Genomic DNA, 19,398 nt, shown 5'->3' on the forward strand with positions numbered 1-19,398 from the left:
TTTCCGCTTTATTCAATTTTCTTTTCCTGCACACGATCTAATGCTAACGTGTAGGCGTCATTTCCATAGTTCAAGCAGCGTTTCACTCGGGAAATTGTAGCCGTAGAGGCTCCTGTTTCCGTTTCGATTTTATGATACGTAAACCCTTCGCGCAGCATTCGAGCAACTTCAAGGCGCTGGGCAAGTGATTGGACTTCGTTCATTGTTGCTAAGTCATCGAAAAACTCATAACATTCTTCTACGTTTTTAAGGGACAAGATGGCTTCAAAAAGTTGATCCAATGTCTTCCCTCTTAGTTTATCAATTTGCACTTGCTTTCCCTCCCTATTCGTTAACAGATACCATCCCTGGCTCTTCAGGAACAACGTTCACCCAAGTTTGACCTTGTTTAAATGGAACAAGTTCACCATCTTGATAAGGCAATATCCGCCCATCTTTATTCTTCCATTCTACATCAATTTGCTCCCCATTTTGCAAGAGGTATCCTTTTCCGCCTGAAGTGAGGTCAATATCACGACGGCCGTCGTCATCGACCACCTCATGGGAAGTGTGAATAATCAATACGTTTTCAAGGGCAACTTGTTCGTTCGTTTCCTTATCTACACTAGCTTCTCCATCGCTCGCTCGTAAGTATTGTTCTTTTTCTAAGTCATACGTATAGGTAACCGTTTCATTTGGCCCATAAGTAATAGTTACTTCACTCACCTGACTGCCTTCATCACGATTTTCATTACTAAAAGGCAGTGGATCGATCGCCATTTCAGTTGCATAACCTTTGCTCTGTAGAAGCTGTTCCAAACCGCTGGTAAGCAAGTAGGAGTTGTGCGGCGGCTGCCTGTCGGTGGTTCGTTTGAAAAGCTCTCTATCATTATCATACTTAGCGCCGTCGGCATAATCAATGCCGCTTTCCTCAATATCTTTATTTATAAAATTTGCAGCCCCGTGATACGTATACAAAGCATCAAAACCTGCTGCAATTTCGTAAAAATAAGATCTTGCACTTCTTACCGGACCTATGTTCTCTGGTAAATCGCTCTGATACAAAGCTAACAGTCTCGTGATCTGTCCTTCTGCAAGAAATTCATAAACGATGTCTGCTTTACTTATCCCTGATTGGGGACGGGCCGCCGTATGATTATTAACCATTACGGCAATCACACGCTTGTCTACGCGTTCATCCGTTTGTTCTCCCGTAAGAGGATAAACACCTTGATCGGCTAATTCTTCTGATTGATCATCATCGGTTACTTTTGATTTCGAATTGTCGCTGCTGCAGGCCGCTAATATACTAAACAATAAAATCAAGCCCAACCATACATGCTTTCTCATTACCATATTACCCCTTATACGTTTTATATACTCTCTATATCTTAACGCATGATGGCTGGATAAAGAACCTCATTCTTTTTCACATCCATAATTCCGACAGGAGTGATTCTAATAAAGGGCAGGTGCATAGATGACAAAAAGAGCAAGGTGTAGACTGGGTCTCCGAATGTATAGCCATAAGTCTTTAATCTTTCTTTCAGCTCTTCTTCTTTTTTTATAAGTTCCGCCATTTCTAGATCCGCCATGACCCCTGAGAGAGACAACGGCAGTTCAAATACTACTTTTCCGTTATCTACAAGTACAATACCTCCGCCTATTTCTTTTAGACGTTTGAACGCAAGCTTCATATCAGGCCGTGATTTTCCTATTAAAATTAAGTCTCCTGTATTGGAGTAAGAGCTCACTAATGCGCCGAGCGAATCGGTAAATCCTTTAAGAAGTGTATTTACTCTCCACTCCCCATCACGGTCCAGCAGCGTTAAAAATGCTTCGTTATGATCTGCAGGTAAGCGTTCCACAGACGCATCAACGTCAATGGCAAATGGCTTCATTATAACTTCATTCTCCATTTCCATTCCTACAGGCATAGAGAACTGCAGGTCGTCTTCTGTTAAATCCCAGGATAAATCAAGAGGTTCTAATCCATGTTGTTTCCATGGGAACTCAGCTTTACTTGTAACGGGTTGATTTTCACGCCTCACCCACTCCCCTTTAGCAAGTACCGCATGAGGATTAGGATCTTTAGGATCCGATAAAAAGTTAAGGTGGGCTACTCTTCCTGGAGCTATACTTCCCAGGCGATCTTCAATTCCAAAATGACGGGCAGCCTGATAAGAACCCATCATATAAGCGTCCACATCATTTACTCCAGCTTCAAGTGCTATTTTTATACAAGGATTGATCAATCCTTCACGATAAAATCCAGGCGTTGATCCGTCCGTTGTAAACATCATTCGGTCAAACGACTGAAGCCCTTTCGCCTTTAATCCTTTTAAGATTTCAGGTAAATCGGGTCGAATAGAAGAGTATCGTAAACCTGTTTGATACCCAAAGGATAGGCGATTAATAACTTCATCAGCTGTCATGGATTCGTGTTCTGAATCCAATCCGAGCAGTTTCATTTTTACTAACGTTTTCCATGAAGCCCCCGGCAAATGTCCTTCTATCGGTTTTCGTGAACGTTTTGTTTCCTGCATCCAGTGAAGCATTTGATCATCCCCACCGTAAAGGACTTCCGGCCAGGCCGTCAGTTCTCCTCCTTGAATGACCGCATCATGGTGCAGCCACGGAAGTACCTGCTCCTCAAATTCTTCTTGTTCTTCATCGGGAATCGTCGATTGTGAATCAAGACGAGCCCACCAGTACATAGAAGCGGGAACATTCATAAATTCTTCAAGGAGTGAGAAAGCTTTTTCTTGATCGGTTAAAAACAGCCACATCAAGTTGTCATTAATTAATGTAGTTGTCCCCGTCTGTGCTGCATATTCAGCCAAACTACGGGGATTATATAACTGAAATGGATGCGCGTGCGGTTCTATATAACCAGGCACGATATAGGAATCACTTCCATCAATCCATTCGGTTCCTTCAGTGAGCGGAGGAAGCTCTGGGCCGCAGTAAATGATGCGGTCATTATATATCCAAATGTGCCCCTGTATCCATTGTTTAAGGTAAACGTTTAAGTATGTTGTATTTTTTATTAATTTTGTTGGTGCTAGCTTTCCATCTACAACAGCTGTATGTTCGCGAAGTTGTCGGTTGCGCCAGCGAAAGCGTTGTTCATTCATGGAGCTGCCTCCCGATTCATTTTTTCTATCGTAACACAGGTTGGATTCCCTTCGCTAAGCATAAGAAAACACGCAGCAGTAAATATGAAAGCGCTGTATGAAAACATGAAATCAAATCTTCGTTCTCATACTTTCCCTGCCAATAGAAAAATTCAAATAAAAAAGGACGGGGTTACCCGTCCTCATTAGTAAAGGATGTCGACAAAATGAATTTTATGGAATATTTAACCGATGTATGTTCGCGAAGTTGTCGGTTGCGCCAGCGAAAGCGTTGTTCATTCATGGAGCTGCCTCCCGATTCATTTTTTCTATCGTAACACAGGTTGGATTCCCTTCGCTAAGCATAAGAAAACACGCAGCAGTAAATATGAAAGCGCTGTATGAAAACATGAAATCATATCTTCGTTCTCATAATTTCCTTGCCAATAGAAAAATTCAAATAAAAAAGGACGGGATTACCCGTCCTCATTAGTAAAGGATGTCGACAAAATGAATTTTATGGAATATTTAACCGATGTTGGCTTTGTTATATCTCTGGTTATAGGGACCGTAGCTGCATTACTCTACGTTTGGATTAGACGAAACAATAGCTGATTGTCCAATATCATTTCGATAAAAGAAGTCATCCGTTTCGTCAAAAACGCGCAGCGCATCGTTCACGTCGATCAAGGCTGCCGCTAAATCATCTGCTGTTTTACCAAATAACAGCACCCTTCCTCCGTCGGAAACGTAAGCTTTTTCCGCTTTCTTCGTACCGGCGTGCACAACGAATAGTCCATTTTCTTTGGACCATGCAGGCAGCTGAACCCCTTTTTGGTAACTGCCCGGGTATCCTGCTGAAGCCACGACCACTCCTGCACATGCCTGGTTTTTCCAAGCAAGCTGAGGATCTTTGTGATCCAGAACGTCAAGAACTACTTGCACGAGATCATTTTCTAACAGGGGCAGGACAACCTGAGTTTCCGGATCGCCAAATCGAGCGTTAAACTCAATGACTTTAGGACCTTGAGGTGTTTGAATCAGACCGGCGTATAAAATACCTGTAAATGAACGTCCTTCTTCTACTAGAGCAGAAGCGGCCTGCTGAAGAATGTTATCTACAGCGAAATCATAGGCTCCGTCAGGTAAGTCCTGCGCCGGGGCAAAAGCTCCCATTCCACCAGTATTCGGTCCTTGATCGCCTTCAAAGGCGCGTTTGTGGTCCTTGGCCGTTACCATTGGATAAACGTCTTCACCGTTTACAAAAGCCATTAGAGAAAATTCTTCTCCTTGCAAAAATTCTTCGACTACGATTTCCCGGCTCGCATCTCCGAACCTGCCATCTAACAGCATTTCATTTACGGCTTCTACTGCTTGAACGATGGTTTCTGCTACCACCACACCCTTACCAGCTGCTAATCCGTCGGCTTTCACGACAATAGGAGCACCTTTTTGCTTGATATAATCCTTAGCTTCTTCCGCATCTGTGAATGCCTCATAATCTGCGGTAGGGATGTTGTATTTTTTCATAATCTGCTTGGCAAAATGCTTGCTTCCTTCGATAAGAGCTGCTGCTTTTGATGGACCAAACACAAGTAGACCAGCTTCTTGAAATTGATCTACAAGTCCGTCCAGCAAAGGGTTTTCAGGCCCTACGAACGTAACATCCACCTTATTTTCTTTAGCAAATGTGATCAGCTGATCTCCTTCAGATTCTGAAATAGGAACACATTCTGCTTCTTCTTCCATTCCTGCATTCCCCGGAGCCGCAAATACCTTCGAGACCTGGGGGCTCTCAGCGAATTTCTGAACGAGACTATGCTCACGTCCACCACGTCCAATGACTAAAATCTTCATTTTGGCAGCCTCCTCTTATTAGTGTTTGAAATGACGCATTTTTGTAAAGACCATTGTGATCCCGTGTTTATTACAGGCATCAATAGAATCCTGGTCACGCTTTGATCCGCCCGGCTGAATGATCGCTTTTACGCCTGCTTCAGCAGCTGTTTCAACGGTATCCGGCATTGGGAAAAATGCATCTGAAGCCATAATGGCTCCGCGGGCCTTGTCCCCTGCTTGTTCAAGAGCAATTTGAGCCGCTCCTACACGATTCATTTGGCCGGCGCCTACACCTAAGGTTTGATCTGATTTTGCTACAACAATCGCATTGGATTTTACGTGTTTAACGACTTTCCAGCCCAGCTCAAGATCCTTCAATTCTTGTTCTGAAGGCTGGCGTTCTGTTGCCACTTCTAATTCAACATCTTCAAGTGATCCTTCATCAGTATCTTGAACGAGCAGCCCGCCGCTCACTGAAGTAAGTTTATGAGTTTGCGTTTCTGGTTTCTTCATATCAACTTTTAATAAACGTAAGTTTTTCTTCTGAGTAAGTATGTCTAGTGCTTCCTGACTAAAGGAAGGAGCAAGGACAATCTCTAAGAAGATTTCTTTAAGTTTCGCTGCTGTGTCCCCGTCTACTTCACGGTTTAAGGCTACAATTCCTCCGAAAATAGAGACAGGATCTCCTTCATACGCTTTTCCAAACGCCTCAAACAAATTTGCGCCAGTTCCCACTCCGCATGGATTCATATGTTTTACAGCTACGGCTGCCGGTTCTGTAAATTCAAGTACGACGTCCAGCGCTGCATTTGCATCTTGAATATTGTTATAAGATAGCTCTTTGCCATTTAGCTGCTCTGCATTGGCTAAAGAAGCTCCTTTGTAATTCGCTTTTTTGTAGAAAGAAGCCGTCTGGTGCGGGTTCTCTCCATAGCGTAAGCTTTGGACTTTCTCATAAGTAACGGTGTATGATTCAGGATAAGGTTCTTCTGTTACTTCGGAGAAATATTCCGCAATCATAGCATCATAGTTTGCCGTATGACGGAACACTTTTGCTGCGAGATTTTTACGCGTTTCAAAAGAAAGACCATCTGCCTGAAGACTGCTGATCACCTGTTCATAATCCTCGGGATCAACTACGACAGCTACATCGGCAAAGCTTTTCGCTGCGGACCGAAGCATTGTTGGACCGCCGATATCTATGTTTTCAATCGCATCTTCTTCCGTTACGTCAGGCTTTGTAATGGTTTCTTTAAAAGGATAAAGGTTGACTGCGACAAGGTCGATTGTTTCAATATTTAGTTCGTCCAGCTGGCTCATATGGGCTTCACTGTTTCGTTTTGCCAATAAACCGCCGTGAACAGATGGATGCAGGGTTTTCACTCTTCCATCCATAATTTCAGGAAACTCGGTAATTTCAGAGATCGAAAGCACAGGAAGTCCGGCTTCTTCAATGGCACGTTTAGTCCCGCCTGTTGAAACTAATTCATAGTCTAGATCGATTAGTTGTTTAGCGAATTCGCTGAGTCCTTGTTTGTTAGATACACTAAGTAATGCACGTTTCATTTTGCTTCCTCCTTGGTGAGTAGGGATTGGATAACACGAGGATAAAGCTCATGCTCCACGGCCTGGATCTTTCGCCGGACCTCATCCTTTGTGTCTTCCTCAGTAATGGATAGCGCATCTTGCGCAATAATCGGGCCGGTGTCCATTCCATCATCGACGAAGTGCACGGTGACGCCCGTCACTTTCACCTTTTTATCTAAGGCTTGTCCAATCGCATCCTTGCCAGGAAATGCGGGCAGGAGGGACGGGTGAATGTTTACTATGCGCTTTGAATAGGCTTCTAATAATGTAGGGCCGATGAGGCGCATGTATCCCGCTAGAATGATCCATTCTACGTCTCTTGCCTGACAGTCTGCAAGCAGAGCGGATTCATAAGCTGCTTTGTCCGTATATGATTTAGGGTTGTATACGACGGTGTCGACGTGCCGTTTTTGGGCTTTTTCAATGACGCCGGCGTTTATTTTATCAGACACGAGCAGGCTGACTTCAGCGTCGAGCGTACCTTCGTCGATGGCATCCATGATCGCGTCAAAGTTCGTACCTGTTCCTGAAGCAAAAATGGCGATTTTGTTACTCATGACCAATGAATTCCTTCTTGTGCTGTGACGTAACCGATCAATACGGCGTCTTCACCCTCGTCTTGTAAGGTCTTAATCGTTGATTGAATGTCTTCCTCTGCTACAACGGCTACCATACCGACACCCATATTAAAGACCCCTAACATGTCATCAATAGGTAAGTTCCCCTTTTCTTGTAATAGATCAAAGATAGCAGGTACATTCCAGCTATCGTGATCAAGTCGTGCGCCAAGGCCTTCTGGCAGTGTTCTCGGGATGTTTTCGTAAAAACCACCACCTGTTACGTGAGCCAGGCCTTTAACGGTAACCGTTTGTTTAAGGGATTGAACAGCTTTCGTGTAAATTTTTGTTGGAGTCAGCAGTTCCTCGCCCAGTGGTTTAGTAAAGCCGGGGTAAACGGCAGACAGATCCAGCTTCTGGTCGTCAATGATACGGCGGACAAGTGAGAAACCATTCGAATGAACGCCGCTGGACGGCAATCCAATGAGTGCATCTCCAGGCTGAATCTGCTCTCCTGTAATCAATCGGTCTTTATCTGCCATCCCTACGACGAATCCAGCTAAATCATATTCGTCCTCATCGTACATACCCGGCATTTCAGCTGTCTCCCCGCCCACGAGTGCGCAATGGGATTGTTCACAGCCGTCGGCAATTCCTTTAACGATTTGTTCGATTTTTTCTGGTTCATTTTTTCCACACGCGATGTAATCGAGAAATAGCAGAGGATCAGCCCCTTGAGCAACGATATCGTTCACACACATCGCTACAACATCGACGCCGATTGTATCGTGTTGATCCATTTCAAAAGCCAGCTTTAATTTGGTGCCTACCCCATCTGTACCCGTTACGAGTACAGGATGGTTGTAGGACATGGAACTAATATCAAATAGACCGGCAAATGAGCCCAAGCCGCCTATTACTTCTGGACGCATCGTCCTATCTACATGCTTCTTCATAAGGTCAACTGCTTGATAGCCTGCTTCTACATCTACACCGGCTTTTTTGTATGATTGGCTCATCGAAGTTCCTCCTTCTGCTTACGCCTTCTCGTATGGCGGAACAGTATTTGGGTAAATTTCGGTTGGATAGTTTCCTGTGAAACATGCTGCACAGCCGCCGTGATTTAATGATTCTTCACCTTGATAAATGGCATCGTTTAATCCTTCTACAGTTAAATAGGATAGACTGTCGGCACCAATTTGTTCTTCGATTTCTTCGACTGTATTGTTTGCTGCAATTAATTCGCCACTGGTAGACGTATCGATGCCGTAATAGCATGGATTTTGAATCGGCGGGGAGGCTATTCGAACGTGTACCTCTTTAGCACCTGCTTCTTTTAACATTTTCACGATGCGTCTACTTGTGGTGCCCCGTACAATTGAGTCATCGACCATAACGACTCTTTTCCCTTCGACGATTCCTCGAACAGCAGAAAGCTTCATTTTCACGCCTTGTTCACGCAGTTCTTGAGAGGGCTGGATAAATGTACGGCCGACATACCGGTTTTTGATTAATCCTAGTTCATAAGGAATACCCGATGCTTCTGCGTAGCCAATGGCTGCTGAGATACTGGAATCCGGAACACCAGTTACTACATCAGCTTCTACTGGCGCTTCAGCTGCAAGTGTTTTGCCCATTCGTTTTCTAGAGGCATGCACATTTTTCCCATCAAGGTTACTATCCGGTCGGGAAAAATACACATATTCCATCGAGCACAACGTACGTTGAATCGGTGCTGAGAAACGTTGGGATTCAATTCCGTTTTTATCAATAATTAAAAGTTCTCCCGGCATCACTTCACGCTCGTACGTCGCACCGATCACATCAAATGCGCACGTTTCTGAAGAGACACACCAGGCGTCACCTAAATAACCGATGCTGATTGGTCGGAGGCCACGAGGATCATTGGCTACGTACATTTTCTCTTCAGTCATCATGAGAAAAGCGTAGGCGCCTTTAATCATAGAAAGAGCCTGACTGATTGCTTGATCCATCGGCAAGTGACCTGCTCTTTTAATTAGATGGGCCACCACTTCTGTATCTGATGTCGTTTGCAAGATTGATCCCTGGGCTTCCAGCTGGCTTTTTAACGCCTGCGCATTCACTAAATTTCCATTATGGGCTAACGCTAGTCCGCCCGTTTGAGAACGGAACATAAGCGGTTGAATGTTTTCATAGCTGCCATCACCAGCTGTCGCATAACGAACATGACCAATTGAAGCATTTCCCTCTAAATCATCTAATCGATCTTGAGGAAAAACTTCTGAAATTAAACCATGACCTTTCGCCACCTTCATATGATCACCGTCACTTGTAACAATCCCTGCACCTTCTTGTCCGCGATGCTGAAGGGCGTGAAGTCCGTAATAGGTTAGCTGCGCTGATTCCGGATGATTAAAAACGCCAAATATACCGCACTCTTCATTTAGACCTTTGATTTCACCAAGCATGGAATAGCTCCTTTCCAAAGTTGTTTTAATTCTTTTGTTTGCTCTTCCACGACGGTTTCCTGTTGAGAACGGATGCGGTACACCCCATCCCCTGTGGCTTCTCCAAGAAGAATTACATCTTCTACTAGTTGTTCAAATGCCTTTTGATTTTCCGGATGAACAGATACTAAAAACCGGGACTGAGTTTCTGAAAACAAGGCTGTTGTTAGATCTTTATTATTAATAGTCACGTCACACCCAAGTCCTGCGTCGAATAAACTTTCAGCAAGGGCGACGGCTAGTCCGCCTTCAGCTACATCATGAGCGGACTCGATGATACCTTGTTGAATCGCTTGTAAAAGCTGCTGCTGCCGCTTTGTTTCTACTTGTAAATCTAAAGCAGGTGCTTGACCAAAATGACGACCTTCGTGTAAACCTTGCAGCTCACTGCCGCCGAATTCAGGTAACGTATCACCTATAAGATAAATCAAATCTCCGCTATCCTTCATATGAGATTGAGTAATGTGGTTTGTATCTTCTACAAGTCCGACCATCCCCACCACTGGAGTAGGATAGATGGCCTTACCTCCAAATGATTCATTGTATAAAGAAACGTTTCCGCTAATGACGGGAGTGTTTAAATGGCGACATGCTTCACTCATGCCTTCTACACTCTTTTCCATCTGCCAGAAGATTTCCGGGTTTTCCGGGGAGCCGAAGTTTAATCCGTCTGTAATCCCAAGCGGACGGCCTCCCGAGCAGACAATGTTTCGTGCTGCTTCAGCAACCGCAATTTGTCCCCCGACTTCGGGATCAAGATAAATATAGCGAGAGTTGCAATCCGTAGTCATGGCAAGGGCTTTATTCGTGCCGCGTACGCGTAAAACAGCTGCATCAGATCCCGGGGTTACAACTGTATTTGTCTGCACCATGGAATCGTATTGATCGTATACCCATTCCTTACTCGCAATGGTTGGCTGCTGCAGTAATTCTTTTAATGTTGCTGAATAGCTTTCTACTAAGGGTACATAACGGTCCATCTCTTGATATTCTTTATAATAAGCAGGTACGCTGGATGGTTTATGATAAACCGGCGCGTCTTCCGCTAAGGAATCAACTGGCACATCGGCAACTGTTTCACCTTGATGGGTAAGACGGAAACGCTGATCTTCTATAACCTCTCCTACTGAAACGGCTTCAAGATCATACTTTTCAAAGACTTTCGCGATTTCATTTTCACGGCCTTTTTCTACTACCAGAAGCATACGCTCTTGCGACTCAGACAGCATCATTTCGTAAGGAGTCATATTTAACTCACGCTGAGGAACTAAGTCCAGGTTCATGACCATCCCTGTACCTGCTTTACTTGCCATTTCACTGGCTGAAGACGTCAGTCCAGCCGCTCCCATGTCTTGAATTCCGACAAGGGCGTCATGGTGAATCACTTCTAAGCAGGCTTCAATGAGAAGCTTTTCCATAAATGGGTCTCCAACTTGAACTGAAGGACGTTTTTCCTGGGACTCTTCCGTCAATTCCTCGGAAGCAAAAGTGGCGCCATGAATACCATCTCGTCCTGTTTTTGCACCGACATACATGACCGTGTTACCAACACCTGCCGCAATCCCCTTTTGAATGTCCTTATGATTGATTAAACCGACACACATAGCATTAACAAGCGGGTTGCCATTGTAGGCATCATCAAACTGAACCTCGCCGCCAACAGTCGGTACACCTACACAGTTTCCATAGCCTGCAATCCCGTGCACGACTTCTTCAAAAAGATATTTAACTCTAGGATGCTTCAATGAGCCAAAACGCAGGGAATTTAATAATGCAATCGGACGCGCTCCCATGGAAAAGACATCACGTAAGATGCCTCCAACCCCAGTGGCTGCCCCTTGGTAAGGTTCTACTGCTGAGGGGTGATTGTGACTTTCTACTTTAAATACCACGGCCTGGTCATCCCCAATATCAATAATACCGGCGCCTTCTCCTGGTCCTTGGAGTACGTGCTCCCCTTCAGTCGGGAATTTTCGAAGCAGTGGCTTAGAATTTTTATAGCTGCAGTGCTCAGACCACATAACGGAAAAGAGTCCCGTCTCTGTGTAATTTGGCAGGCGCCCAAGGATATTCGTAATTGATTCAAATTCTTCGTCTGTGACACCCATCTCTTTATATAATTGCTGTTGTTTAATCTGTTCAGGACTGATCTCAAGCTTTGATGGCATGCTTATCCCTCCAATGCGTAAGAATGGACTGGAATAGACGAAGCCCGTCTGTAGTGCCAACTAGTGCATCAACTGCACGTTCAGGGTGCGGCATCATACCCAGTACATTTCCTTGCTCGTTCGTTATACCGGCAATATCTTCTACAGAGCCGTTCGGATTATTTTTATAAGAGAATGCAATTTGTTTGTTGTTTTGAAGCTGCTTGTACGTTGCCTCATCACAATAATAGTTGCCGTCTCCGTGAGCGATAGGAATCTCAATTTCTTCCTGTTCATCATAATGATGAGTAAACATGGTTTCAGCATTTTCAACGCTCAATGTTTCGTAGTGGCACATAAATTTCAAATGTTTGTTAGGCAGCATTGCTCCTGGAAGCAGCCCCATTTCAAGCAGGACTTGAAATCCATTACAAACGCCAAGAATAGGTTTACCTGCCTCAGCTGCTTCACGAATCTGTTCGATCACAGTCGAAGTAGAAGCAATAGCACCTGAACGCAAGTAATCACCATAGGAGAACCCTCCTGGTAAAAGAATCGCGTCATAACTTGATAGATCAGCTTCCTGGTACCAAACGAGGTCCGCATTTTGGCCGAGTGCTTCAGTTATGGCGAAATGCATGTCGCGATCACAATTCGATCCTGGAAATACAACAACAGCAAATTTCACTTAAACGACCTCCTCGATCGTGTAGGAATAATCTTCAATTACTGGGTTGGCAAGCAGTTCGTCACACATTTTGTCTACTTGTTCTTCAACATCCTTTGATTCCTCAAGCATGACTTCCATATACTTCCCAACTCTTACATCAGAGACATTATTGTATTCCAATGAATGCAGGGAGTTTTGGACAGCCTTTCCTTGTGGATCGAGTACGCCTTCTTTAAGAGTGATGTAAATTTTTACTTTGCGCATGTGTTCTCCTCCAGTCGTTGCAAAATATTTTCATACACAGTGATAAGATCGCCTAAGCTTTCCCGAAATACGTCCTTGTCCATTTTCTCGCCGGTTTCTTTATCCCACAGACGGCACGTATCAGGAGATATCTCATCAGCAAGCACAATCGTGCCATCTTCTAGACGACCGAATTCTAGTTTAAAATCAACGAGGTCTAACCCCGCTTGATTAAATAAGTCTTTTAAATGCTCGTTCACTTGTAGCGCTTTTTGTTTAATAAACTCTAATTCTTTGTCGTTGACATTAGTTAGATAGAGAGCATGCTGGTCATTAAGGATTGGATCGTCCAGCTCATCTTTTTTGTAGAAAAGCTCAACTAATGGTGGATTAAAAGCAGATTTCTCTACAATACCAAGCCTTCTTGTAATGCTCCCTGCCGCAATATTTCTTACAACGACTTCTAAAGGAATAATTGTGGTTTTCGCAACGAGCTGCTCGGTATCATTAAGAGCTTTTATAAAATGAGACGGCAGCTGCTGCTGTTGGAGATACTCAAAAATTCTTGAGGTGATTAAATTATTGAGGCGGCCTTTTCCCTCAAACTCATCCTTCTTTTTTCCGTTGAATGCTGTGGCATCATTTTTATAAGACAAAATTAGTTTTTCCGCCTCATCGGTTACGTGATATACCTTCTTCGCTTTTCCTTCATATAAAAGAGAACCTTTCATTGGAAATTCACCTCACAATTGAATTTAGGCTTAATTACAGTCCGATTCGATCAAAAATTCGATCGACTTGTTTTAAGTGGTGCTTATAGTCAAAACAAGCTTCTATTTGTTCTTTGGACAATGTTGAAGTAATACGATCATCTGCTTCAATAAGTTCACGGAATGGGATTCCTTGTTCCCACGCTTCCATAGCTTTTGGCTGAACAAGATCATAAGCTTCTTCACGTACAAACCCTTCATCAATTAACGTAAGCAGGACACGTTGAGAGAAGATTAATCCGTAAGTCTTTTCCATATTTTCTTGCATGCGTTCTGGAAAGACAGTCAGATTTTTAACGATATTCCCGAAACGATTCAGCATGTAGTTTAGAGTAATAGTTGCATCTGGCAGAATTACACGTTCAGCGGAAGAATGAGAAATATCACGCTCATGCCAGAGAGGCACATTTTCAAACGCTGTCAACATCTCTCCACGAAGCACGCGAGCCATTCCAGTCATGTTCTCTGAACCAATTGGATTTCTCTTATGCGGCATGGCAGAAGACCCTTTTTGGCCCTTCGCAAAAAACTCTTCAACTTCACGTGTTTCTGTCTTTTGCAGACCCCGGATTTCCACAGCTACTTTTTCAATAGATGTGGCAATCAATGCCAGTGTTGAAACGTAGTGAGCATGACGATCACGCTGGAGCGTCTGAGTAGAAACAGGTGCTGCTTCTAAACCAAGCTTTTCACAAACATATTGTTCAACAAAAGGATCAATATTGGCATACGTTCCTACTGCGCCTGATAGTTTACCAACTTCAATGTGCTTGATAGCTAGATCCAGTCGTTCAAGGTTACGTTTCATTTCTTCATAGTAGAGAGCCAGTTTTAAACCAAATGTTGTCGGTTCTGCGTGAACGCCGTGTGTACGTCCCATCATTACAGTATGTTTATGCTCGAGTGCTTTATCAGCTAATATGTCGATGAAGTTCACTAGATCTTTACGAATGATGTCGTTTGCTTGCTTTAACTGGTAAGAAAGGGCCGTATCAACAACGTCAGTAGAGGTTAATCCGTAGTGCACCCATTTGCGCTCTTCACCGACCGTTTCAGAAACCGCACGTGTAAATGCTACGACATCATGACGTGTTTCTGCTTCGATCTCATAAATGCGTTCAATCTCAAACGATGCTTTCTCACGGAGCTTTTCTACATCTTCCTTAGGTATCACTCCCAGCTCGCTCCACGCTTCACACGCCAGTAATTCTACTTCCAGCCAGGCATTATATCGGTTTTCCTCTGTCCAAATTGCACCCATCTCAGGTCTAGTATATCGTTCTATCATTGTCTTCCTCCTTGTTAGTTACCACATGTGAATGTTATTGTTTGCGATGATTTCATCAATTTCCTCTAAACGATCTCCAATGATGGTTAAGTGTCCCATTTTCCGGGTCGACCGTGAATCTCTCTTCCCGTAATCATGAAGGTGCAGTCCTTGATAATCTTCTAGTTTACTTAGCAATATATCTCGATGTTTTCCTAGCACGTTAACCATGACGGCAGCCGGAAAACTATATACATGCAGGAGCGGAAGTCCGCAAATCGCCCGTACATGCTGCTCGAACTGTGAAACATTACAAGCTTCAATAGTATAGTGGCCTGAATTATGTGGTCTAGGCGCCATTTCATTAATGTATATACTTTCATCTTTTACGAACATTTCCACGGCAAACGTGCCAACAATGTTTATCTTTTCCGCTAAACGAGTGACAGCTTCCTGGACCTTCGTTTCTACTTGAGAAGAAACAGTGGCAGGCACCCTTGTTTCATGCAGGATTTGATGACGATGCACATTTTCTCCAATAGGAAAGAAGGTGATATTTCCATCCATTCCTCTTGTAAACACTTGGGAAATTTCAAGATCAAAAGCCAGCCATTTTTCAACGATGTACTGCCCTCCGTCTTTCATAAAACTTTTAGCTTTAGTCAGATCTTCTTCGTATTCAAACTTCAACTGACCTTTTCCGTCGTATCCTCCGCTGATTGTTTTAACAACAGCTGGAAAACCTATCGATTCTAAAGCCTCATGCAGCTGATCGACTGTCTGCACAATCGCATAGTCTGCGACTGGAAGGTCCGCTTCAACAGCAATCGATTTTTCTTTTGTCCGATTTTGCGTCACTTCCAATGAGTAAGCCCCTTGAGGAAGCTTGTCCGCTTCTTCAAACCGCTTAGCCACTTCTAAATCTACGTTTTCAAATTCATAAGTGATCACATCACTTGCTTCACTCAGCTTTTCAGCTGCTTCCAAATCATCGTATTTAGCTTGTATATGAAGATCTGCAACTTGCGCACACGGACAATCTTCCGTTGGATCAAGTACGGCAATACGGTACCCCATATGCTTCGCGGAAACTGCCATCATACGACCAAGCTGTCCACCGCCGAGAATGCCAATTGTGTCTCCTGGGCGAATCACTTTATTGGTCACGTAGTTCACCTCTCATTTTTTCGACTTTATTTTTCATCTCTTGACGATAATCATTGAGCCGTGCAGCCACCTCTTCGTTAAATGCTCCAATCATTTCAGCGGCTAATAGACCAGCGTTCTTTGCGCCTGCTGTTCCTATAGCAACTGTTGCTACAGGAACACCTCCAGGCATCTGTGCAATGGAGTAAAGGGAATCTACTCCACTTAATGCTTTCGATTGAACAGGAACTCCAATCACAGGCAGGGTCGTTTTCGCTGCCACCATGCCTGGCAGGTGAGCAGCTCCTCCAGCGCCGGCTATAATGACCTTAAGACCTTTACTTCTGGCTCTTTCCGCGTACTCAAACATGTCTTCTGGTGTACGATGAGCCGATATGATTTCTTTTTCATAGTCAATTTGTAATTCTTCTAATACATTGCACGTTTCCTTCATTGTTTCCCAATCGGAAATGCTTCCCATAATAACGCCAATTTGAGCCATGCGATCCCTCTTTTTCTTAGAATAATCCATTAAAAAAGCCTGCTCATCCCCCTCGTATGAGAGGAGATAAACAGGCACACGTGTATCCAGAATGAATCAACTGCTTGGTCTCCCCTCATAGTCCGGACATTTACGGTGTCCAGGTAGAAACGTTCGGGCCATATTCCCGACTTATATGAGGTCCAATATGCAATTCTGATTTCATCATAGCAATATCTAATTCATTCTGTCAACGCAAATAACGAACATTTAAAATAAAATAAATAAAAATTGTTCGTGTTTATAGTTTAACGGCATGAAAAACTATGGTTCTGTCTACAGGTTCATAGGTTTTTTCCCCATTTTCTGTAGTTTCTTGAAACACAGGCTCTTCAGAACGACGAATAGGAGTGTATCCATCATTCTTGATTCGTTCCAAACATTGATCAATCGTTTCATTTTTATATACCTCATAGCGCTTCTTGGTGTTCTTCTTGGGCATTACGAATCCTTCCCTTCTTCACTTGCTTCACCCAGAACCCGCCATGGATTTGTTTTGGTTCATAAGCAATAATAAATGCTTTCGGGTCAATCAATTTGATCGTTTCATAGAGTAAAAGTTCATATTTACGAGGCGTAAGAATCTGCATAGCTAAACGATCGCCTTCCATACCATAGGCATACCAGCTTGTCACGCCATAACCTTTATCACGAAGCATTTTAGTGAACTCAATGTCAGGATCCGACGAGATAACGTTAACTGTCGTATAACCAATGGCCAGCTTCTCTTCAATCTTCATTCCAACAATTACACCGATCCCATAACCGACGGCGTATGCAATTACATTCTCAATCTTATTAAGATTATCCAGTACTAACCCTAAACCGATAATATAAATCAGAATCTCAAATGTACTAATAAAAGCTGCAAAATAGCGTTTTCCCTTTAACGTAAAAATCATCCGCAGGGTAAAAAACGAGACGTAGACAATATTGACGATAAGGATGATCGCAATCATAACGAGTGTATTATCCAGCATGGGTATTCCTCCTATGCCCCTCCACCGCCACGTGAAAAAGCACATTCATTTAGATGCTCACGTTTACGGTGCGCCTCGGGACATTCACCCAAACGATCAATCTGCATACACTATATACCATCATATCCTAGTGACACAATAAGATATTTTCAAAACTTTTGTCGAATGGAGGTTGTGCTGGATCATGAGACAATTCGAAGATTGGAAGAAGAACTTCGACCGCTTTTTCGGGCAAGACTTTTGGGGTGATTTCGAAGGCTTTATGAAACCTTCAATTCCCCAAATGAACGTATATCAATATGATAACGAACTTCTCTGTATCGTTAATATTCCAGGTATGAATCATCCGAAGAATGTAGATGTTCTCGTTGACCATGCTACGCTTACCTTAAGGGGTACCATAGATATCCACCATACAGGAGGGCATCAGTTAAAATCCGAGATTGCAACAGGAGCATTCGAACGATCCATTGACCTTCCCTTCCCAGTCCGCAGCGATAAGATGGAAGCAACGTATAAGCATGGACTATTAATTATTCAATTACACCGATTTATTTCTGACTCGACGCGTCAAAAACCCGTTAAGATCCGCCACCTTGAAGATGAATGAGGCCGGCCCTCTACTCGAGGGCCCACCCTCTGTGCTGCGTAGCGTTTAAGCTAAGAAGATAAAGTATAGAATGAAAATGATAAATAAGCCATACATAATCGGGTGAATTTCTTTTCCTCTTCCTTTTAAAAGTAGAGTGATCGGATAAAAGATAAATCCAATCGCAATACCTGTCGCGATACTGTACGTTAGCGGCATGGATGCAATGGTAAAGAAAGCAGGGACGGCGATTTCGAATTGGTCCCAGTCAATATTCTTTAAGGTGGATGCCATGAGCACGCCCACAATAATTAAGGCTGGAGCAGTCACTTCTGCAGTAACGACAGAAAGCAGTGGTGAAAAGAATAAAGCTAACAGGAAGAATCCTGCAGTTACAACAGAGGCGAAACCTGTTCTCCCTCCAGCTCCAACACCTGCTGTTGATTCAATATAGGAGGTCGTTGTTGATGTTCCTGCAACAGCTCCGGCTACAGTAGCAGCTGAATCCGAGAATAGAGCACGACCTGCACGAGGCAATTTATTCTCTTTCATGTAACCTGCTTGAGTAGCAACTGCGACTAATGTTCCGGCTGTATCGAAAAAGTCGACAAATAAGAATGTTAGTATAACAACGAGCATTTCTATGGTGAAGATTTCACCAAAGTGAGTCAAAGCTGCGCCAAAGGTCGGTTCCAGGCTTGGTGCGGGTCCAACAATATCGCCTAGTCCAGCCGGAGGCGCGATAAGACCTGTCACAATCCCGGCAATTGCTGTTAAAATCATTCCGTAAAAAATTCCGCCTTTAATGCCAAGGGCCAGGAACATTACGGAGACGACGATACCAAAGATGGCAAGCATCGTGGTAGACTGAGTTAAATCACCTAGTGTTACAAGCGTATCTTCATTCCCTTGAACGATTCCTGCATTTTGAAAACCGATAAATGCTATAAAAAGTCCGATACCCGCCCCTACAGCAAGCTTCAGGTTAGCTGGAATTGCGTTAATAATCTTTTGGCGCAATCCTGTTAACGTTAAAAGAATAAAAATAAGTCCAGATGCTAAAACGCCGGATAAAGCAGTTTCCCAAGGAATGCCGTAACCTAAAACTACGGTGTAAGCGAAGAAAGCATTTAACCCCATACCTGGTGCAAGAGCTATAGGATATCTCGCGAATACCCCCATAATTAACGTACCGACAGCAGCTGCTATAGCTGTAGCGGTAAACACCGCTCCCTCGTCCATACGTGTAACACCTTCAGGCAGTTCTTCTATTCCTGTCAGTGCAAGTGTAGATGGGTTCACAAACAAAATATAAGCCATCGCAAGAAAGGTTGTCATCCCTGCCAGAAATTCAGTACGGTAATTCGTACCGTGTTCCTGAAAACCAAAAAACTTTTTCATGTCTTTTTCCTCCCCTTTATATGTGAAATATCGCGAAGTTTAGGGGAAGTCGGCTGTGGAGTAATAAAAACACCCTC

Annotated in this window: 20 protein-coding genes and 1 riboswitch; of the genes, 2 read left to right on the forward strand and 18 right to left on the reverse strand. The window is 43.6% G+C overall.

Annotated features, from left to right (window positions below; genetic code table 11):
• Window positions 1–8: 8 nt before the first annotated feature.
• From ACGTNH_RS16940 to ACGTNH_RS16950, 3 genes are read right to left on the reverse strand one after another with little or no spacing between them, the layout of a single operon-like run.
• Window positions 9–311, reverse strand: coding sequence for a YerC/YecD family TrpR-related protein (locus ACGTNH_RS16940; protein WP_394588119.1), 303 nt, complete (start codon window positions 309–311; stop codon window positions 9–11).
• A gap of 13 nt (window positions 312–324) precedes the next feature.
• Entirely contained in the window at window positions 325–1,329 is a 1,005-nt protein-coding gene (locus tag ACGTNH_RS16945; protein ID WP_394588120.1) for a DUF3048 domain-containing protein, read from the reverse strand.
• 41 nt (window positions 1,330–1,370) lie between these two features.
• The gene (locus tag ACGTNH_RS16950) at window positions 1,371–3,116 is read right to left on the reverse strand and encodes an adenine deaminase C-terminal domain-containing protein (protein WP_394588121.1); all 1,746 of its coding nucleotides are present in this window, start codon (window positions 3,114–3,116) and stop codon (window positions 1,371–1,373) included.
• Between the two features lie 498 nt (window positions 3,117–3,614).
• Between ACGTNH_RS16950 and ACGTNH_RS16955 the strand changes: the two genes are divergently transcribed.
• Window positions 3,615–3,710: an EYxxD motif small membrane protein gene (locus ACGTNH_RS16955; RefSeq protein ID WP_394588517.1), complete on the forward strand. Its 96-nt coding sequence runs from the start codon at window positions 3,615–3,617 to the stop codon at window positions 3,708–3,710.
• On the opposite strand, the gene purD is transcribed toward ACGTNH_RS16955, so the two are convergent.
• From purD to ACGTNH_RS17025, 14 genes are all read right to left on the reverse strand, one after another.
• Window positions 3,675–4,952 (reverse strand): phosphoribosylamine--glycine ligase, encoded by a 1,278-nt coding sequence (gene purD / locus ACGTNH_RS16960; RefSeq protein ID WP_394588122.1) that lies wholly within the window; start codon window positions 4,950–4,952, stop codon window positions 3,675–3,677. The genes ACGTNH_RS16955 and purD overlap by 36 nt on opposite strands.
• An 18-nt stretch (window positions 4,953–4,970) precedes the next feature.
• Window positions 4,971–6,500: a bifunctional phosphoribosylaminoimidazolecarboxamide formyltransferase/IMP cyclohydrolase gene (purH, locus tag ACGTNH_RS16965; RefSeq protein ID WP_394588123.1), complete on the reverse strand. Its 1,530-nt coding sequence runs from the start codon at window positions 6,498–6,500 to the stop codon at window positions 4,971–4,973.
• Window positions 6,497–7,078, reverse strand: coding sequence for a phosphoribosylglycinamide formyltransferase (gene purN / locus ACGTNH_RS16970; RefSeq protein ID WP_394588124.1), 582 nt, complete (start codon window positions 7,076–7,078; stop codon window positions 6,497–6,499). The genes purH and purN overlap by 4 nt, the downstream gene beginning before the upstream one ends.
• Window positions 7,075–8,097, reverse strand: coding sequence for a phosphoribosylformylglycinamidine cyclo-ligase (purM, locus tag ACGTNH_RS16975; protein WP_394588125.1), 1,023 nt, complete (start codon window positions 8,095–8,097; stop codon window positions 7,075–7,077). Before purM ends, purN begins: the two co-directional genes overlap by 4 nt.
• A gap of 18 nt (window positions 8,098–8,115) precedes the next feature.
• Window positions 8,116–9,528 (reverse strand): amidophosphoribosyltransferase, encoded by a 1,413-nt coding sequence (gene purF / locus ACGTNH_RS16980; protein ID WP_394588126.1) that lies wholly within the window; start codon window positions 9,526–9,528, stop codon window positions 8,116–8,118.
• Window positions 9,504–11,735, reverse strand: coding sequence for a phosphoribosylformylglycinamidine synthase subunit PurL (purL, locus tag ACGTNH_RS16985; RefSeq protein ID WP_394588127.1), 2,232 nt, complete (start codon window positions 11,733–11,735; stop codon window positions 9,504–9,506). The genes purF and purL overlap by 25 nt, the downstream gene beginning before the upstream one ends.
• A complete protein-coding gene (gene purQ, locus ACGTNH_RS16990; RefSeq protein WP_394588128.1) occupies window positions 11,719–12,402 on the reverse strand; it encodes a phosphoribosylformylglycinamidine synthase subunit PurQ in 684 nt (227 codons plus the stop codon). The genes purL and purQ overlap by 17 nt, the downstream gene beginning before the upstream one ends.
• A complete protein-coding gene (purS, locus tag ACGTNH_RS16995) occupies window positions 12,403–12,648 on the reverse strand; it encodes a phosphoribosylformylglycinamidine synthase subunit PurS (RefSeq protein WP_394588129.1) in 246 nt (81 codons plus the stop codon).
• Window positions 12,636–13,358 (reverse strand): phosphoribosylaminoimidazolesuccinocarboxamide synthase, encoded by a 723-nt coding sequence (gene purC / locus ACGTNH_RS17000; RefSeq protein ID WP_394588130.1) that lies wholly within the window; start codon window positions 13,356–13,358, stop codon window positions 12,636–12,638. Before purC ends, purS begins: the two co-directional genes overlap by 13 nt.
• A 34-nt stretch (window positions 13,359–13,392) precedes the next feature.
• A complete protein-coding gene (gene purB, locus ACGTNH_RS17005; RefSeq protein ID WP_394588131.1) occupies window positions 13,393–14,685 on the reverse strand; it encodes an adenylosuccinate lyase in 1,293 nt (430 codons plus the stop codon).
• Between the two features lie 18 nt (window positions 14,686–14,703).
• A complete protein-coding gene (gene purK, locus ACGTNH_RS17010; protein WP_394588132.1) occupies window positions 14,704–15,831 on the reverse strand; it encodes a 5-(carboxyamino)imidazole ribonucleotide synthase in 1,128 nt (375 codons plus the stop codon).
• Window positions 15,821–16,312, reverse strand: a complete 492-nt coding sequence (purE, locus tag ACGTNH_RS17015; RefSeq protein ID WP_394588519.1) for a 5-(carboxyamino)imidazole ribonucleotide mutase — start codon at window positions 16,310–16,312, stop codon at window positions 15,821–15,823. Before purE ends, purK begins: the two co-directional genes overlap by 11 nt.
• Window positions 16,313–16,410: 98 nt before the next feature.
• A riboswitch (purine riboswitch) is annotated at window positions 16,411–16,511 on the reverse strand.
• Window positions 16,512–16,592: 81 nt separating this feature from the next.
• Entirely contained in the window at window positions 16,593–16,793 is a 201-nt protein-coding gene (locus ACGTNH_RS17020) for an NETI motif-containing protein (RefSeq protein WP_394588133.1), read from the reverse strand.
• On the reverse strand, window positions 16,762–17,331 hold the full coding sequence (locus ACGTNH_RS17025) for a DUF2179 domain-containing protein (protein WP_394588134.1): 570 nt from the start codon (window positions 17,329–17,331) through the stop codon (window positions 16,762–16,764). The genes ACGTNH_RS17020 and ACGTNH_RS17025 overlap by 32 nt, the downstream gene beginning before the upstream one ends.
• Before the next feature lie 184 nt (window positions 17,332–17,515).
• Between ACGTNH_RS17025 and ACGTNH_RS17030 the strand changes: the two genes are divergently transcribed.
• Window positions 17,516–17,941, forward strand: a complete 426-nt coding sequence (locus ACGTNH_RS17030) for an Hsp20/alpha crystallin family protein (protein WP_188378017.1) — start codon at window positions 17,516–17,518, stop codon at window positions 17,939–17,941.
• 45 nt (window positions 17,942–17,986) lie between these two features.
• Here ACGTNH_RS17030 and ACGTNH_RS17035 read toward each other — a convergent pair whose 3' ends face one another.
• Window positions 17,987–19,321, reverse strand: a complete 1,335-nt coding sequence (locus ACGTNH_RS17035; protein WP_394588135.1) for an NCS2 family permease — start codon at window positions 19,319–19,321, stop codon at window positions 17,987–17,989.
• Between the last annotated feature and the right edge of the window lie 77 nt (window positions 19,322–19,398).

The sequence above is a fragment of the Halobacillus sp. B23F22_1 genome, assembly GCF_043497005.1.
GTDB lineage: Bacteria > Bacillota > Bacilli > Bacillales > Halobacillaceae > Halobacillus_A.

Bases quoted from the DNA above. Each gene is read 5' to 3' on its own strand.
- ACGTNH_RS16950 (WP_394588121.1), bottom strand. From the start codon at position 3,116: ATGAATGAACAACGCTTTCGCTGGCGCAACCGACAACTTCGCGAACAT.
- purB (WP_394588131.1), bottom strand. From the start codon at position 14,685: ATGATAGAACGATATACTAGACCTGAGATGGGTGCAATTTGGACAGAG.
- purF (WP_394588126.1), bottom strand. From the start codon at position 9,528: ATGCTTGGTGAAATCAAAGGTCTAAATGAAGAGTGCGGTATATTTGGC.
- purM (WP_394588125.1), bottom strand. From the start codon at position 8,097: ATGAGCCAATCATACAAAAAAGCCGGTGTAGATGTAGAAGCAGGCTAT.
- purD (WP_394588122.1), bottom strand. From the start codon at position 4,952: ATGAAGATTTTAGTCATTGGACGTGGTGGACGTGAGCATAGTCTCGTT.
- purL (WP_394588127.1), bottom strand. From the start codon at position 11,735: ATGCCATCAAAGCTTGAGATCAGTCCTGAACAGATTAAACAACAGCAA.
- purN (WP_394588124.1), bottom strand. From the start codon at position 7,078: ATGAGTAACAAAATCGCCATTTTTGCTTCAGGAACAGGTACGAACTTT.
- purS (WP_394588129.1), bottom strand. From the start codon at position 12,648: ATGCGCAAAGTAAAAATTTACATCACTCTTAAAGAAGGCGTACTCGAT.
- purE (WP_394588519.1), bottom strand. From the start codon at position 16,312: ATGGCTCAAATTGGCGTTATTATGGGAAGCATTTCCGATTGGGAAACA.
- ACGTNH_RS17020 (WP_394588133.1), bottom strand. From the start codon at position 16,793: ATGCCCAAGAAGAACACCAAGAAGCGCTATGAGGTATATAAAAATGAA.
- ACGTNH_RS16955 (WP_394588517.1), top strand. From the start codon at position 3,615: ATGGAATATTTAACCGATGTTGGCTTTGTTATATCTCTGGTTATAGGG.
- ACGTNH_RS17030 (WP_188378017.1), top strand. From the start codon at position 17,516: ATGAGACAATTCGAAGATTGGAAGAAGAACTTCGACCGCTTTTTCGGG.
- purH (WP_394588123.1), bottom strand. From the start codon at position 6,500: ATGAAACGTGCATTACTTAGTGTATCTAACAAACAAGGACTCAGCGAA.
- ACGTNH_RS17035 (WP_394588135.1), bottom strand. From the start codon at position 19,321: ATGAAAAAGTTTTTTGGTTTTCAGGAACACGGTACGAATTACCGTACT.
- purC (WP_394588130.1), bottom strand. From the start codon at position 13,358: ATGAAAGGTTCTCTTTTATATGAAGGAAAAGCGAAGAAGGTATATCAC.
- ACGTNH_RS16945 (WP_394588120.1), bottom strand. From the start codon at position 1,329: ATGAGAAAGCATGTATGGTTGGGCTTGATTTTATTGTTTAGTATATTA.
- ACGTNH_RS17025 (WP_394588134.1), bottom strand. From the start codon at position 17,331: ATGCTGGATAATACACTCGTTATGATTGCGATCATCCTTATCGTCAAT.